The 12,910-nt window shown below is 66.5% G+C and carries 15 protein-coding genes; 12 read left to right on the top strand and 3 right to left on the bottom strand.

Annotated features, from left to right (window positions below; translation table 11 throughout):
* The first annotated feature begins 1 nt into the window (after position 1).
* The 3 genes from JNK84_RS11620 to JNK84_RS11610 all read left to right on the top strand — a co-directional run bounded on the left by JNK84_RS11620 (position 2) and on the right by JNK84_RS11610 (position 1,450).
* The gene (locus tag JNK84_RS11620; protein ID WP_293424221.1) at positions 2-265 is read left to right on the top strand and encodes a SemiSWEET family sugar transporter; all 264 of its coding nucleotides are present in this window, start codon (positions 2-4) and stop codon (positions 263-265) included.
* 73 nt (positions 266-338) lie between these two features.
* Complete coding sequence (locus tag JNK84_RS11615) at positions 339-698, top strand: DMT family protein (RefSeq protein ID WP_293424219.1); 360 nt, start codon at positions 339-341, stop codon at positions 696-698.
* Complete coding sequence (locus JNK84_RS11610) at positions 695-1,450, top strand: class I SAM-dependent methyltransferase (RefSeq protein WP_293424217.1); 756 nt, start codon at positions 695-697, stop codon at positions 1,448-1,450. The genes JNK84_RS11615 and JNK84_RS11610 overlap by 4 nt, the downstream gene beginning before the upstream one ends.
* Position 1,451: 1 nt before the next feature.
* Here JNK84_RS11610 and JNK84_RS11605 read toward each other — a convergent pair whose 3' ends face one another.
* Complete coding sequence (locus JNK84_RS11605; protein WP_293424215.1) at positions 1,452-2,561, bottom strand: PQQ-dependent sugar dehydrogenase; 1,110 nt, start codon at positions 2,559-2,561, stop codon at positions 1,452-1,454.
* A gap of 28 nt (positions 2,562-2,589) precedes the next feature.
* Positions 2,590-2,904, bottom strand: coding sequence for a hypothetical protein (locus JNK84_RS11600; RefSeq protein WP_293424213.1), 315 nt, complete (start codon positions 2,902-2,904; stop codon positions 2,590-2,592).
* A gap of 296 nt (positions 2,905-3,200) precedes the next feature.
* On the opposite strand from JNK84_RS11600, the gene JNK84_RS11595 reads away from it, so the two are divergent.
* From JNK84_RS11595 to JNK84_RS11570, 6 genes are all read left to right on the top strand, one after another.
* Positions 3,201-3,359, top strand: a complete 159-nt coding sequence (locus JNK84_RS11595) for a hypothetical protein (RefSeq protein WP_293424211.1) — start codon at positions 3,201-3,203, stop codon at positions 3,357-3,359.
* A 158-nt stretch (positions 3,360-3,517) separates the two neighbouring features.
* Positions 3,518-5,581 carry an elongation factor G gene (locus tag JNK84_RS11590; protein ID WP_293424209.1) on the top strand — a complete coding sequence of 688 codons (2,064 nt, stop codon included), beginning with the start codon at positions 3,518-3,520 and terminating at the stop codon, positions 5,579-5,581.
* Positions 5,582-6,141: 560 nt separating this feature from the next.
* Positions 6,142-6,645, top strand: coding sequence for a YbjN domain-containing protein (locus JNK84_RS11585; protein ID WP_293424207.1), 504 nt, complete (start codon positions 6,142-6,144; stop codon positions 6,643-6,645).
* 69 nt (positions 6,646-6,714) lie between these two features.
* Complete coding sequence (gene proC, locus JNK84_RS11580) at positions 6,715-7,563, top strand: pyrroline-5-carboxylate reductase (protein WP_293424205.1); 849 nt, start codon at positions 6,715-6,717, stop codon at positions 7,561-7,563.
* Between the two features lie 54 nt (positions 7,564-7,617).
* Entirely contained in the window at positions 7,618-8,376 is a 759-nt protein-coding gene (locus tag JNK84_RS11575; protein WP_293424203.1) for a TetR/AcrR family transcriptional regulator, read from the top strand.
* A 92-nt stretch (positions 8,377-8,468) separates the two neighbouring features.
* On the top strand, positions 8,469-8,825 hold the full coding sequence (locus JNK84_RS11570; protein WP_293424201.1) for a tRNA-binding protein: 357 nt from the start codon (positions 8,469-8,471) through the stop codon (positions 8,823-8,825).
* A gap of 61 nt (positions 8,826-8,886) precedes the next feature.
* Here the strand turns inward: JNK84_RS11570 and JNK84_RS11565 are convergent, their stop codons facing one another.
* Entirely contained in the window at positions 8,887-9,774 is an 888-nt protein-coding gene (locus JNK84_RS11565) for a branched-chain amino acid aminotransferase (protein WP_293424199.1), read from the bottom strand.
* Between the two features lie 192 nt (positions 9,775-9,966).
* Here JNK84_RS11565 and JNK84_RS11560 point away from each other — a divergent pair, with 192 nt between their 5' ends.
* From JNK84_RS11560 to JNK84_RS11550, 3 genes are all read left to right on the top strand, one after another.
* Complete coding sequence (locus tag JNK84_RS11560) at positions 9,967-10,521, top strand: MarR family winged helix-turn-helix transcriptional regulator (RefSeq protein WP_293424197.1); 555 nt, start codon at positions 9,967-9,969, stop codon at positions 10,519-10,521.
* Positions 10,522-10,524: 3 nt separating this feature from the next.
* Positions 10,525-11,247, top strand: coding sequence for a response regulator (locus tag JNK84_RS11555; protein ID WP_293424195.1), 723 nt, complete (start codon positions 10,525-10,527; stop codon positions 11,245-11,247).
* 95 nt (positions 11,248-11,342) lie between these two features.
* Positions 11,343-12,860, top strand: coding sequence for a TMEM43 family protein (locus JNK84_RS11550; RefSeq protein ID WP_293424193.1), 1,518 nt, complete (start codon positions 11,343-11,345; stop codon positions 12,858-12,860).
* Positions 12,861-12,910 lie beyond the last annotated feature (50 nt).

Below are 12,910 nucleotides of genomic sequence, written 5' to 3'. Positions count from 1 at the left end.
CATGGAAGCGCCGTCGCTCATCTCCCTTATCGGTCTGGCCGCTGCTTTTGTTACGACGGTGTGCTGGGTGCCGCAGGCGTGGCGGATCATCCGGACGCGCGACACGCAGGCCATCTCGCTCTTCGCCTACGGTGGTTTCGCGACCGGCATCGCCCTCTGGCTGATCTACGGCATCGCGCTGGGCGATGCGCCGCTCATCCTCGCCAACACGATCACGCTGGCGCTGCAACTCACCATTGTCGGCCTGAAACTGCGCTACGGCTGACGGGCGGCTTCTCGCGACGCCAATCGGCGTGTCATGGTCCGGTGCCCATGATCGGGCCCCGCCGGAGACATGCATGGCCGCCCTGACATCCCCCTTCGTTTCACCGATCCTGCTGCTGATCGCGTCGAACGTGTTCATGACCCTCGCCTGGTACGGCCACCTGAAGTTCAAGGCGGCGCCGCTGGCACTGGTGGTCCTGGCGAGCTGGGGCATCGCCTTCGTCGAATATTGCCTGGCCGTGCCGGCGAACCGGATCGGTCACGAGGTCTATAGCGCCGCGCAGCTCAAGACGATCCAGGAGGTGATCACCCTCCTGGTCTTCGCCATCTTCTCGGTCGTCTATCTGAAGGAGCAACTGACCTGGAACTACGCGATCGGCTTTGCGCTGATCGCGGCCGGCGCGTTCTTCGTGTTTCAGGGGCGCTCGGCATGACCGGTTTCAAGAGCGGCATTCCCGCGGTCGACGCCTATCTGGAAGAGGGCTTCGAGAGCGTGAGGGGCATGTCCTCGCGCTTCGCCGCGACGATTTGCGCCCATCTGATGCGCCGGCAGAGCGAGATGGGCATTCGCGGCTCCGTCGCGGAGATCGGCACCTTCGAGGGGCGGTTTTTCATCGCGCTCGGACTGGCGCTGGCCGAGCGGGAGCATGCCTACGGCTTCGACCTGTTCACCTGGCCCGACGACAAGGTGCTCGACCGGTTCACCGGCAATGCCCGCCGCAACGGCCTTGCCGAACAGCGTTTCACGCCGCGCCCCTTCGACACCGGAACGCTCGATGCCGAGACCTTCGCGGGGCTGACGGGCAGGGCGCCGCTGCGCTTCATCCATGTCGACGGTGAGCATTCGGCGGAGGCGCTTGGCCATGACCTCCGGCTCGCCCATGCCAGCCTGCATCCGCAGGGGCTGATCTGCCTCGACGACATGCTGCATCCCGGCTACCCGTTCCTGGTCGTCACCGTCCACGACTACCTGCGGGCGCATCCGGACATGCGGCTGATGTGCGTGATCGACCGCGAGGATATCGTGGCAGCGCCGAAATTCCTGATCTGCCGCGCAGATGCCGTGAGACTTTACGAAACCGACCTGATGGCGACCTTCAAGGACCAGCACTTCATCCTCGGCGGTGACGCGATGGGCCATCACTGCGTGGTGCTGACCCCAAACCCGAGGATCGCCGAGGTATGACCTAGGGCCTGGGCGTGATCCGCAGCAGCTGGCCGTCCGGAGCGTCAGTCAGGAGCCAGAGCGCGCCGTCCCGGCCCTGCTGCACGTCGCGGAGGCGGTGACCGAGATCGGCCAGCAGCCGTTCCTGTGACACGATGCGCTCGCCATCGAGCACGACCCTCACCAGCATCTGGCCGGCCAGCGCGCCGGAAAACAGATTGCCCCGCCACATCGGAAACAGGTTGCCAGTGTAGAAGGTGAGCCCGGAAGGCGCGATGGACGGCGTCCAGTAGACCAGCGGCTGCTCCAGGCCCTCGCGCTCGCGCAAGCCGCCATTGACCAGACGGCCGTCGTAGTGCGTGCCCCACGAGATCAGCGGCCAACCGTAGTTGCGGCCGGCGCGCGCGACATAGAGCCCGTCGCCGCCGCGCGGACCGTGGTTCGAGACCCAAAGCTCGCCGGTGGTCGGATGGAGAGTCGCGCCCTGCGCGTTGCGCAGCCCGATGGACCAGACGACCGGATTCCAGCCGCCACCGGGATTGCCGGGAGCCGGTGCGCCGTCCGTGGTGATGCGCACGACCTTGGCCAGCGTGTTCGCCGGGTTCTGCGCCTCCTGCATCTGGCTGAAGCGGTCTCCGGTGGTGACGAACAGGTGCCCGGAACGGTCGAAGACAAGGCGCGAGCCGAAATGCAGGCGACTGGCGATGGCGGGTTCCTGCCGCCAGATGACGCGGCCCTGCTCGAGTGCTGTGGCATCGGCATTGAGACGACCGCGGAAGACCGCGGTGTTGTTGATCTCGCCGCTCGCGCGCTCAGAAAAGCTGAGATAGACGCGCCGGTTCTCGGCGAAGGCCGGATCGAGCGCGATGCCGAGAAGTCCGCCCTGTCCGACCGCATGCACCGCCGGCACGCCTGCGATGGGCTGCGACAGGCGGCCGTCGCGCTCGACGACACGCAGGCGGCCTGGCCGTTCAGTGATCAGCACCCGCCCGTCGGGGAGGAAGGCCATGCCCCACGGATTCTGCAACCCCCGCGCGACGGTGGCGACGTCCAGCGGCGGCGAGGGCGCCGGCTGGCCAAAGGCCGCGCCGGCCATTGCGGCAAGGGCGAGGATGGCGGCGACAATGCGCATGCAGGTTCCTGTCGCGCGGGGCAGCGCCTCAGGCAGCGACCGGCGGTTCCTTGCGCTGGTGGCCGCCGCCGATGAAGCGCCGGAGCAGATAGGTCAGCAGGAGCCCGAGACCGATCGACATGACGACGACCGCGCCGGATGTGACCAGCGTTTCGGCATCCGCGCCATCCTCGAAGGTCGAGGGATCGACCAGTTCGGCCGAAAGGAAGATGCCCGCCACGATAAGCGCGGCCAGCAGCGCCAGCACCACGCCGGCGGAGATGATGGTCGGGACGCGCGGATGAGCCTTCTGGAAGCCCGGGCGCGGAGGCTTCACGCGGAAGGAATGGGGCGCTCGCGGCATGTTTCAGAACTCCTTGGTTCCAAAATGTCGTGGTGCCGTGCCGAACTCACGCAGGCCGATCACTCGCTCGCTGGTACAGATCCTGTCTGCCACCGAACTGGGGTCGAGCCTCGCTGAAACAATGGTGTTGCCGCGATTGTTGCAGGCAAAATCGTGGCGGAGGGTCACGATGCCGTGACAGGGAGGCCTTGGACAGGGAGGTTTGGGCGCGCGCTCGCGAACCGTGAACGCGGTTTTAACCACAACGGTTCCATAAGGAATTGCCGAAGACTGGCTGTTGCGTTTCGAGGTCCTCGATGTCCCGCTGGATTCTGTTTGCCGTCGCCGCTGGAGCGGTGGTGCTCGCGCAATATGTCGATCGCGGCTCATCTTGGCTCGCGGAGCGCCAGGAGATCGCCCGCAATGGCGGCGACGACGCCATGACCACCGGCTCGATCCGCCAGCCGCGTCGCTGAGCGCCCTTTCGCTGCATCGCGAGACAGCGCCCTTGCGCCGGCCGATTGCCGGCGCGACGATACCGGCGCGCGAGGTCCAGCCAACAAGACCCTCCGCTTGACCTGTCACTTCCGGGTCGACCTTCTCGCCCGGGCCCCGGACACAAGGGGATACGGGCATGGGCGACAAGAACGCAGGCGAACAAGGCGGCAGAAGGCAGGCGGGTCCCCGGTGCATCGCGCTGGTGGGCCCGTTCCAGAGCGGCAAGACGACCCTGCTCGAAGCGATACTGGAGCGCACCGGCGCGATCCAGCGCATGGGTTCGATCGAGAGCGGAACCACCGTTTCCGACGCGAGCGATGAAGCGCATCAGTTCAAGATGAGCGTCGAGGCCGGTTTCGCCACGACCAGCTTCATGGGCGACAGCTACACCTTCGTCGATTGCCCCGGCTCGATCGACTTCCTCCACGAGATGCGCAACGTCATTCCGGCGGTGGACGCGGCGGTCGTCGTCTGCGAGGCCGACGAGAAGAAGGTGCCGGCCCTCAGCCTCATCCTGCGCGAGCTCGAGGACCGGGGCATTCCGCGCATCCTGTTCATCAACAAGATCGACAAGGCGGACAAGCGGATCCGCGAGACGCTGGAGCTTCTGCGGCCGGCCTCGCGTGTGCCGCTGCTGCTGCGACAGATCCCCATCTGGTCGAACGGAATCGTTTCTGGCTTCGTCGACCTCGCGCTGGAGCGGGCCTTCGTCTATCGCGAGCACGCGGCCTCCGAAGTCGTACCGCTCGACGGCGACAATCTCGACCGTGAGAAGGAAGCGCGCTTCACCATGCTCGAAACGCTCGCCGATCACGACGACGAATTGATGGAGACGCTTCTCTCCGACCTCGAACCGCCGCGCGACAAGGTATTCGACGATCTCGGCCGCGATCTGAGCGATGGCGCGATCGTGCCCGTCCTGTTCGGCTCGGCGACACGCACCAATGGTGTCCTGCGACTTCTGAAGGCGCTGCGCCACGACGTGCCGGCTGTGGAGGTTGCGGCGCGGCGTCTCGGCGTGAAGGCCGGTGACGCCATGGCTCACGTCATGAAGACCATCCACACGGCCCATGGCGGCAAGCTCTCGGTCGCGCGCGTACTGACGGGCACTCTCGGCGATGGGGCGATCCTGACGGGCGCCGACGCCACGCAGGAGCGAACATCGGGGCTCTTCAAGATGTTCGGGCCCGGCGTCGACAAGCTGCGCGATGTGTCGGCCGGCGATACGGTGGCGCTCGGCAAGCTCGATCACGTCGCCACCGGCGAGGCGATCACCACCGGCCGTCAGGCTCCACCACGGCTCGCGACCGCCAGGCCGCCGCAACCGGTTCTGTCTGTCGCGCTCAGCGCCCGCGACCGCAAGGACGACGTCAAGCTCGGGCTGATGCTCGCCAAGCTGACCGACGAGGATCCCTCTCTGTCGGTGGTGCATCTGGCCGATACCGGCGAGATCATCCTGTCGGGGCAGGGCGAGATGCACCTGCGCGTCGCCATCACGAAGCTCGCCAATCGCTACGGTGTGCAGGTCAATCAGGGCAAGCCCGGCGTCGGCTACCGCGAGACGATCAAGAAGGCGGCGCATGGCGTGCGCGGTCGCCACCGCAAGCAGTCGGGCGGTCACGGCCAGTTCGGCGACGTGGTCATCGACGTGAAGCCGCTGGAACGTGGCGCCGGCTTCGTCTTCGATGACAGGATCACCGGCGGCGTCGTGCCGAAGCAGTACATTCCCGCGGTGAAGCACGGCATCGAGGACACGCTCAGGAAGGGGCCGCTGGGATTCCCCGTGGTCGATGTGGGCGCGACGCTGACCGATGGCAGCTACCACACGGTGGACAGCTCCGACATGGCGTTCCAGCAGGCGGGGCGCATCGCGATCCAGGAGGCGCTATCCGCCTGCCATCCCGTGCTGCTCGAACCGATCCACCGGGTCGATGTCGCGGTGCCCTCGGACGCGACCGCCAAGGTCAACGCCATTGTCTCTGGGCGGCGCGGCCAGATCCTTGGATTCGACGGGCGCGAGGGCTGGCAGGGCTGGGATATCGTCTCGGCCCTGATGCCGGAATCGGAGATCGGCGACCTCATTGTCGAGATTCGCTCGGCGACGGCTGGCGTCGGCTCGTTCACGTCGAAGTTCGACCACCTTGCCGAACTGACTGGCCGCGATGCCGACAAGATCGTTCAGGCGCGTGCGGCCGCCTGATCCGGCCACGATCACCAGACAAAAAAAGGGCCGGGCTGAAAAGCCCGGCCTTATAAGTTTCGGCTTCCGATGCAGAGCACCTGGAAGCCGCCTTCCAGAGGGGAACGCCGACAGCGACACGAGATCACAGGGAGGCGTGACCCGCCAAAACCGTCGACCCGCCTGATATGCCGCGACCGTGTGCAGCGCACAACCGGGATCGCTGCATGGCTGGGCAGACCCACCCGCACGCCTTGTTCGGATGCATCAAAATTGAGCAAAACGGAGTCTCGGCGGTTCCGGATCAGAGGCTGTCGGAAGCGGTGGATGACGCAGCGCCCGGAACGCCGGACGGTGGATAATTGCAACAGTCCGATTGCGGATGGATGACGAATCCAAGATCGCTAGGCGGGTCAGTAGGCAGCGTCGTCGTCCTGCGTTAGGGTTTGGTCCAGAGATCGATTCGGGCAATCGAATCAAAAGGTTGTAGGCGACGAGCTTTGCTCGCCATGACCCGGTCTCCTGTCCGGTTGCGTCCCGTCGCGTCTGTCCGACAACCGAGCGAACCGCACGGGGGCGGAATGTCCTTGATCGATATCGACACCACCGACCGGCAGGTTAATCCTGTGGACCTGGTCGAAAATCTGGCGGCCCTCAACGAGTGGTCGTTCGACCGCTCGGGAGATGACGAGATCACCCTTTCGGTCACGGGTCGTTGGGCTGACTATCATGCCTCCTTCACATGGATGGACGATATTGAATCCCTTCATCTGGCCTGTGCCTTCGACCTCAAGGTGCCGGAGCGCCGCAGGGGCGAGGTGAGGGAGCTCATCCAGCTCGCCAACGAGCAGATGTGGCTCGGTCATTTCGACCTGTGGCCGCAGGAAGGGGTGGTGATGTTCCGCCACGCGCTCTTGCTTGCTGGTGGGGCCGAAGCCTCGGGTCGCCAGTGCGAAGCGCAGCTCGACGCTGCGATGGAAGCTTGCGACCGCTACTATCAGGCCTTCCAGTTCGTGGTCTGGGCGGGCAAGTCGGCGCGCGAGGCCATGGATTCGGCGCTCTTCGAGACTTCCGGCGAGGCCTGATGCCTCGCGCCGCGTGACAGCGGGCGTTCCGGCGGCTATCGGTTCGCGCCGACAGCCGCTGAGGACATGATGACCGAGCCGCACCGCGACGAACCGCTCTCCCTTGCCGATTTCTCCGGTCATGTCGTCCTGGTCGGCGCCGGCCAGATGGGCGGCGCGATGATGCGCGGCTGGCTGAAACACGGGCTCGCGCCGCAGCGGATGGCCATTTCCGATCCGCGCCCGCCTGCCAACATCCAGGCGGTCATCGATGCCCACGGAATCGCGTGCAATCCGACCGATCCGAAGCCTGCCGGCGTACTGATCCTGGCGGTGAAGCCGCAGATCGCCGACGATGTCATGCCGCTGGTGAAGCAGTTTGTCGGGCCGGACACAGTGGTCGTCTCGGTCATGGCCGGCAAGACGATCCAGCGGATCGAGCAGGTCTTCGGTGCTGGAACGGCCGTGGTGCGCACCATTCCGAACACGCCGGCGGCGGTCGGACGCGGCATTACCGGCGCCGCTGCGAGCGCCAATGTCACGCCGGCCCAGCGCCAGGCGGTCGAGCGTCTGCTCGCGGCGGTCGGTCGGGTCGAATGGCTTGCGCGCGAGGACTGGATCGACATCGTTACAGCCGTATCCGGCTCGGGGCCGGCTTATGTCTTCCTGCTGGCCGAGACGCTTGCGCGCGCGGGCGCGTCCGCGGGGCTGCCGGCGGACCTTGCCGCGCGTCTTGCGCGCGCGACCGTCGAGGGCGCCGCCGAGCTGATGCATCTGTCTCCGGAGGTCGAGCCCGCGACGCTGCGCCAGAACGTCACCTCTCCGAATGGCACGACCTACGCCGCCCTGCAGGTGCTGACCGGCCCCCACGGCATCGATCAGCCCTTTGTCGAGGCGGTGGCGGCGGCGGCAAAACGGTCGCGGGAACTGGCGGGCTGACGGCCCCGCGCCTATCTTCGGAGCGGGGCAGCCAGACCAGGAACCGAGATCGCCATGGCCAAAGCGTCCAAGACCTCCGGAACACCGTCGGAAACGCCGCGCGACGCTATCGTCGCCGCCTTCATGGCGCTCGCCGCCGAGAAGGATCTCCCTGACTTGACGCTGGCCGAGGTGGCCGAGCGCGCGGGCGTCACGCTTGGCGAGCTGCGTGACGCGTTCGGCTCGCGCCTCGACATCATCGCGGCCTTCGTGAAGGGTGTCGACCGCGCGGTGCTCGACGGCATCGACGCTGACCTTGCCGATCAAGACGCGAAGGAGAAGCTCTTCGATGTGCTGATGCGCCGGCTCGATGTGCTTGGCCCGCACAAGGCTGCGATCCGCAACATTTCCAGGGCCGCGATGCGTAGCCCGGCGCTCGCCATGGCGCTGAACCGGCTGGCGGTGCGCTCGCATCACTGGATGCTGGCGGCGGCCGGCGTCGAGGTTGCCGGCCCCGGCGGTGCGATCCGCGCACAGGGGCTGGCCGTGGCTTTCGGCCGTGTCGTGCGCGTCTGGCTCGACGACGACGATCCCGCATTGGCGAAGACCATGCGCGCCATGGACGAGGAGCTGGCCCGCGCCGGCCGCGCCGCCAGTGTGCTTCGGAGCGTCGAGCAACTCACGGCGCCGCTGCGCACCCTGTTCTGCGCGCCAGCCGCCTTCTGCGCCGGACGTCGTTCGCGGCGCGACCGGGATCGCGGCGAGGAGCGCCCCACCCGCGACGAAGGCTGGCGCGGGGACGATTTCCGCGACCCGCGCGTGACGCCGGTCTGACGTCGACGGCTTGACCTGATCGCAGAAATGCCGTGGAAGGCCGGGCTTGCCCGGCCTTTTGGCATTGCGCCGGGGCATTCCGGAGTTTCGCCATGCAGTCCGCCGACCGCCCCGCCCCAATCGCCTTCGACGACTTCATGAAGGTGGACGTCCGCGTCGGGCGAATCGTCGAAGCCGCGCCCTTTCCGGAGGCGCGTAAGCCGGCGATCAAGCTGGTGATCGATTTCGGCGGCGCCATCGGCCGCAAGAAATCCTCGGCCCAGATCACCAAATACTATCAGCCGGAGGCGCTGGTCGGCCGGCAGGTGCTTGCCGTCGTCAACTTCCCGCCACGCCAGATCGGCAAATTCATGTCCGAGGTGCTGACCCTCGGCGTGCCGGATGCCGACGGCGAGGTCGTGCTGATCGGCCCTGGCCACGAGGTGCCCGAGGGCGGCCGCTTGTTCTGAGCGCAAAAGAAAACGGCCGGGCGAACCCGGCCGTTCTCGAACGACACCGCGAGGGACGTGCTCAGGCCGCCGCGGCCTTCGGCGTCACTTCGGCCGTGTAGTCTTCCATGATCGTCTTCGACATGTTGCCCGGCGTGAACCGATAGGGCCCGATCTCCGAGACCGGCGTCACCTCGGCGGCCGTGCCGGTGATGAAGCACTCGTTGAAGGTCGAGAGCTCCTCCGGCATGATCCGGCGCTCGATCACGTCGAAGCCGCGCCGCTTGGCGAGGTCGATGACCGTCCGGCGGGTGATGCCGTCAAGGAAGCAGTCGGCCGTCGGCGTGTGGATCTGCCCATCCTTGATGAAGAAGACATTGGCGCCGGTGCATTCGGCGACGCGGCCCTGCCAGTCGAGCATCAGGGCGTCGGCATAGCCCTTCTTCTCGGCCTTGTGCTTCGAGATGGTGCAGATCATGTAGAGGCCGGCCGCCTTGGAGGTCGAGGGCGCCGTCGCCGGATCGGGGCGGCGGAACTCGGCCATGTCCATGCGGATGCCCTTCATCTTGGTCGCGGGGTCGAAATAGCTCGGCCATTCCCACGTCGCGATAGCGAGGTGAATCTTGTTCTGCTGGGCCGAGACGCCCATCATCTCGGAGCCGCGCCAGGCCACCGGCCTCACATAGGCATCGGTCTGGCCGTTAGCCTTCAGCGTCGCCTCCTTGGCGGCGTCGATCTCGGCGACCGAATAGGGAATCTCGAAGTCGAGCAGCGCGGCCGACTGCTTCAGGCGCGCCGAATGCTCGGTGCCCTTGAAAATGACCCCGCCATAGGCCCGCTCGCCCTCGAATACGGCCGAGGCATAGTGCAGGCCATGGGTAAGGACATGAACCTGCGCGTCGCGCCACGGGATGAGCTTGCCGTCCATCCAGATGAAGCCGTCGCGGTCGTGGAACGGGACCAGTGACATCGTCTTTTCCTCCTGTACGCCTTGGGCCTGGATCGGTCAGCCTGGCGTTTTGCGAAGCGGGCCGGGTCCGGCTAACCTTGTCAAGCGAGAGGCGGCGCTGAGCGACGATTCCCGATGAGGCCGGTGGCCGTTGGGTACGATCGTTTCGTGAATGCGGGCGAATGAGTAACAATCGGCATCGAATATGTCAACATGGCTGACATAAATGTCTCACCGGCGCAGCGCCGGCCCATGAACGGCGTGCCGGGCGCGGCAGGCGAGGGTGGCGCGCGGGAGCCCGCCTACGACCTCATCGAATTGATGTTCTTTGCCTATCGGGATTTCGTCAGCGATCCCGACCACGTGCTGGAGCGCTTCCAGTTCGGGCGGGCGCACCACCGGGTGATCCACTTTGTCCATCGCCACCCGGAGATCAGGGTTGCGGATTTGCTGGATATCCTGCGGATCACCAAGCAAAGCCTCGCCCGGGTGCTGCGCGACCTGATCGAACAGGGGTTCATCCTCCAGAAGGAAGGGCAGGCGGATCGGCGTCAGCGCCTTCTGACCGTGACCGAGAAGGGGCAGGCACTGGCGCTCGAACTCGCACGGCTTCAGACCGAGCGCTTTACCCGCGCCATTGCGGCCTCGGGCACGCCGCGCGACCAGGCGGTGCGCTTCCTCTATGCGATGATCGACCCGGATGCCCGCGAGGAGGTGACGCGCATGATCACGCAGGCCGGCCGCGCTGGCCCGCAGAAGGACCGCTGAGCGATGACGACCCCGCCCAAACCGCTGGCGGACGATGCCCCGCATTTGCTCGTCGTGGACGATGACCGGGTGATCCGCCAGACGCTGGCGCGCTACCTGACCAACAATGGCTACCGGGTGACCACTGCCGAGAATGCCCGGGCTGCCCGCAAGAAGCTCGATGGCCTGACTTTCGACCTCCTGATCCTTGACGTGATGATGCCGGGCGAGACCGGATTCGAGCTGGCACGCGCGATCCGCCAGGGCGGAGCGGGGCCGACCGCGGCGGTGCCGATCCTGATGCTCACGGCGCGGTCCGATCTGTCCGACCGCATCACCGGGCTCGAGATTGGCGCCGACGACTATCTGGCCAAGCCGTTCGAGCCTCGCGAACTCCTGCTGCGCATTGGCGGCATCCTGCGTCGGGCGATGCCCGCGCCGCAGCCGGTGGTGGAATCCGTGAAGTTCGGCGACTTCCATTTCCAGCTCGCCCGGCTGGAGTTGAAAAAGGGCGAGGAGGTCGTTCGTCTCACTGATCGCGAAAAGGAAATGCTGCGCGTGCTGGCGGTGAAGCCCGGCGAGACCGTGCCGCGCTACGACCTTGCCGCGCCCGGTGGCGACATCAACGAGCGTACCGTTGACGTGCAGGTGAACCGCCTGCGCCGGAAGATCGAGGTCGATCCCACCAATCCCGTCCATCTCCAGACCGTTCGCGGCATCGGCTATCGGCTGATCGCCACCCCTTGAAATGCTCCGTGAGCTATTGAAATGTTCGACGCGGCCCGCGCGGTCCGGTTGAAACATGGCGGTGGCGGTATGCGGGGCAGATAGGGGGATTCCGCATGAGCACGGATTCTGATGGTGGCTGGAACTCCGGTCCGCCGACGGATGGCGAGACCTTCGCCGACGGCGATTCGACCACTGAACATGTCGGCTTCCTGGAGCGGCTATGGCAGTCGCTGGTCGGGATCCTGATCGGCTTCGGCCTGATCGCCGCGACGATCTGGGGAATTTTCTGGAACGAGGGGCGCGCCATCGGCACGACCCGGGCGCTGAACGAGGGCGCGGGCGTCACCGTTTCCGTGCCGGCGGCGCGGGTCGACCCCGCGAACGAAGGCAAGCTGGTCCACACCAGCGGCAACCTCAGCGGCGGACAACTCGCCGACAATGAGTTCCAGATCCGCTCGCAGGCTGTGCGTCTCGTCCGCAAGGTCGAGATGTACCAGTGGAAGGAGGAGCGCCGCACCGAAAACAGGTCGAATGCCGGCGGTTCGCAGACGCGCACCACGACCTATACCTACGAGCGGACGTGGTCCAACCAGCCGATTTCCTCGCAGAACTTCCGCCAGCGCGACGGGCACCAGAATCCGGCCATGCCAATTACCGGTCGCACGGAAACGGCGAGCGGCGCCATGCTAGGCGCATTCCGCGCCGACTCGCGCGTGATCGGCCTGTTTGGCTCGTCATCCGAGCGTCGGCTTGACGTGACACAGGCACAGCTCGGTGTCTTCCAGAGCCGCTTCAGCGGCCGGGCGCAGCTCAACGATGGCGGCATCTATGTCGGCTCCGATCCGGGCAATCCGCAGATCGGCGACTTGCGCATCACCTATTCGATCCTGCCGGAGGGGCTGGCCAGCATCGTCGCGCGCCAGAACGGCGATGGCTTCGGTCCGTACACGGCCTCGAACGGCCGCGAGGTTTTCCTCGGCGCCACAGGGGCGCGGACGGCGCAGGAGCTCTATCAGGGCGCCCACGAGACCAACCGCATCATCACCTGGGTACTGCGCGGCGTGATGCTGTTCGCGGTCTGGCTCGGTTTCTTCCTGATCCTCAGACCCTTCGTGGTGTTGGCGGACGTCATTCCGATTTTCGGCAGCGCGATGGCGGCCGGCGCCGGCCTTGTCTCGGTGGCGCTGGCTCTCCTGGTGTTCCTGCCGACCATCGCGATCGCCTGGTTCTGGCATCGTCCGGTCATGTCGATCGCACTGATCGTCGCGGGCTTTGCGGGAGCCTACGGTTTCCGCATGCTCGGCGAGCGTCGCCGCGCGGCGAAGGCGGGCGCTCCGGCCGGCGGCGGGCAGGCGATGGGCCATCAGCCAGCCTATGCCGGGCACCCATCGCAGGGCGGTCAGGACTACCAGCCGCCGGGCTATCAGGGCGGCTATCCGCAGCAAGGCCAACCCCAGCAGGCCTATGCAGCGCAGCCGGCCTATGATCCGAACGCCTATCCACCGCAGCCCCCGCAGGGATACCCCCAAGGCGGCTACGGCCAGCCGACCTATCCGCCACAGCAGCCCGCGCCGCAGGGGGGCGGTTTCCTGAATGTGCCGCCGGGGCTGAGACCGGGGCAGGGCGGCTGAACGGCTGCTACTGCGTTGAATGAAAAACGCCCGGCTTCATCGGCCGGGCG

Source organism: Phreatobacter sp. (assembly GCF_016793595.1).
In the GTDB taxonomy this organism is placed as follows: domain Bacteria; phylum Pseudomonadota; class Alphaproteobacteria; order Rhizobiales; family Phreatobacteraceae; genus Phreatobacter.
The sequence above is the reverse complement of the archived record's forward strand: the minus strand, read 5'-3'. Positions and strand labels throughout refer to the sequence as shown.

Coding starts and splice junctions, on each gene's coding strand:
- JNK84_RS11585 (WP_293424207.1), top strand. CDS start 6,142: ATGTCCTTGATCGATATCGACACCACCGACCGGCAGGTTAATCCTGTG.
- JNK84_RS11610 (WP_293424217.1), top strand. CDS start 695: ATGACCGGTTTCAAGAGCGGCATTCCCGCGGTCGACGCCTATCTGGAA.
- JNK84_RS11555 (WP_293424195.1), top strand. CDS start 10,525: ATGACGACCCCGCCCAAACCGCTGGCGGACGATGCCCCGCATTTGCTC.
- JNK84_RS11600 (WP_293424213.1), bottom strand. CDS start 2,904: ATGCCGCGAGCGCCCCATTCCTTCCGCGTGAAGCCTCCGCGCCCGGGC.
- JNK84_RS11550 (WP_293424193.1), top strand. CDS start 11,343: ATGAGCACGGATTCTGATGGTGGCTGGAACTCCGGTCCGCCGACGGAT.
- JNK84_RS11565 (WP_293424199.1), bottom strand. CDS start 9,774: ATGTCACTGGTCCCGTTCCACGACCGCGACGGCTTCATCTGGATGGAC.
- proC (WP_293424205.1), top strand. CDS start 6,715: ATGACCGAGCCGCACCGCGACGAACCGCTCTCCCTTGCCGATTTCTCC.
- JNK84_RS11605 (WP_293424215.1), bottom strand. CDS start 2,561: ATGCGCATTGTCGCCGCCATCCTCGCCCTTGCCGCAATGGCCGGCGCG.
- JNK84_RS11560 (WP_293424197.1), top strand. CDS start 9,967: ATGGCTGACATAAATGTCTCACCGGCGCAGCGCCGGCCCATGAACGGC.
- JNK84_RS11590 (WP_293424209.1), top strand. CDS start 3,518: ATGGGCGACAAGAACGCAGGCGAACAAGGCGGCAGAAGGCAGGCGGGT.
- JNK84_RS11570 (WP_293424201.1), top strand. CDS start 8,469: ATGCAGTCCGCCGACCGCCCCGCCCCAATCGCCTTCGACGACTTCATG.
- JNK84_RS11620 (WP_293424221.1), top strand. CDS start 2: ATGGAAGCGCCGTCGCTCATCTCCCTTATCGGTCTGGCCGCTGCTTTT.
- JNK84_RS11595 (WP_293424211.1), top strand. CDS start 3,201: ATGTCCCGCTGGATTCTGTTTGCCGTCGCCGCTGGAGCGGTGGTGCTC.
- JNK84_RS11615 (WP_293424219.1), top strand. CDS start 339: ATGGCCGCCCTGACATCCCCCTTCGTTTCACCGATCCTGCTGCTGATC.
- JNK84_RS11575 (WP_293424203.1), top strand. CDS start 7,618: ATGGCCAAAGCGTCCAAGACCTCCGGAACACCGTCGGAAACGCCGCGC.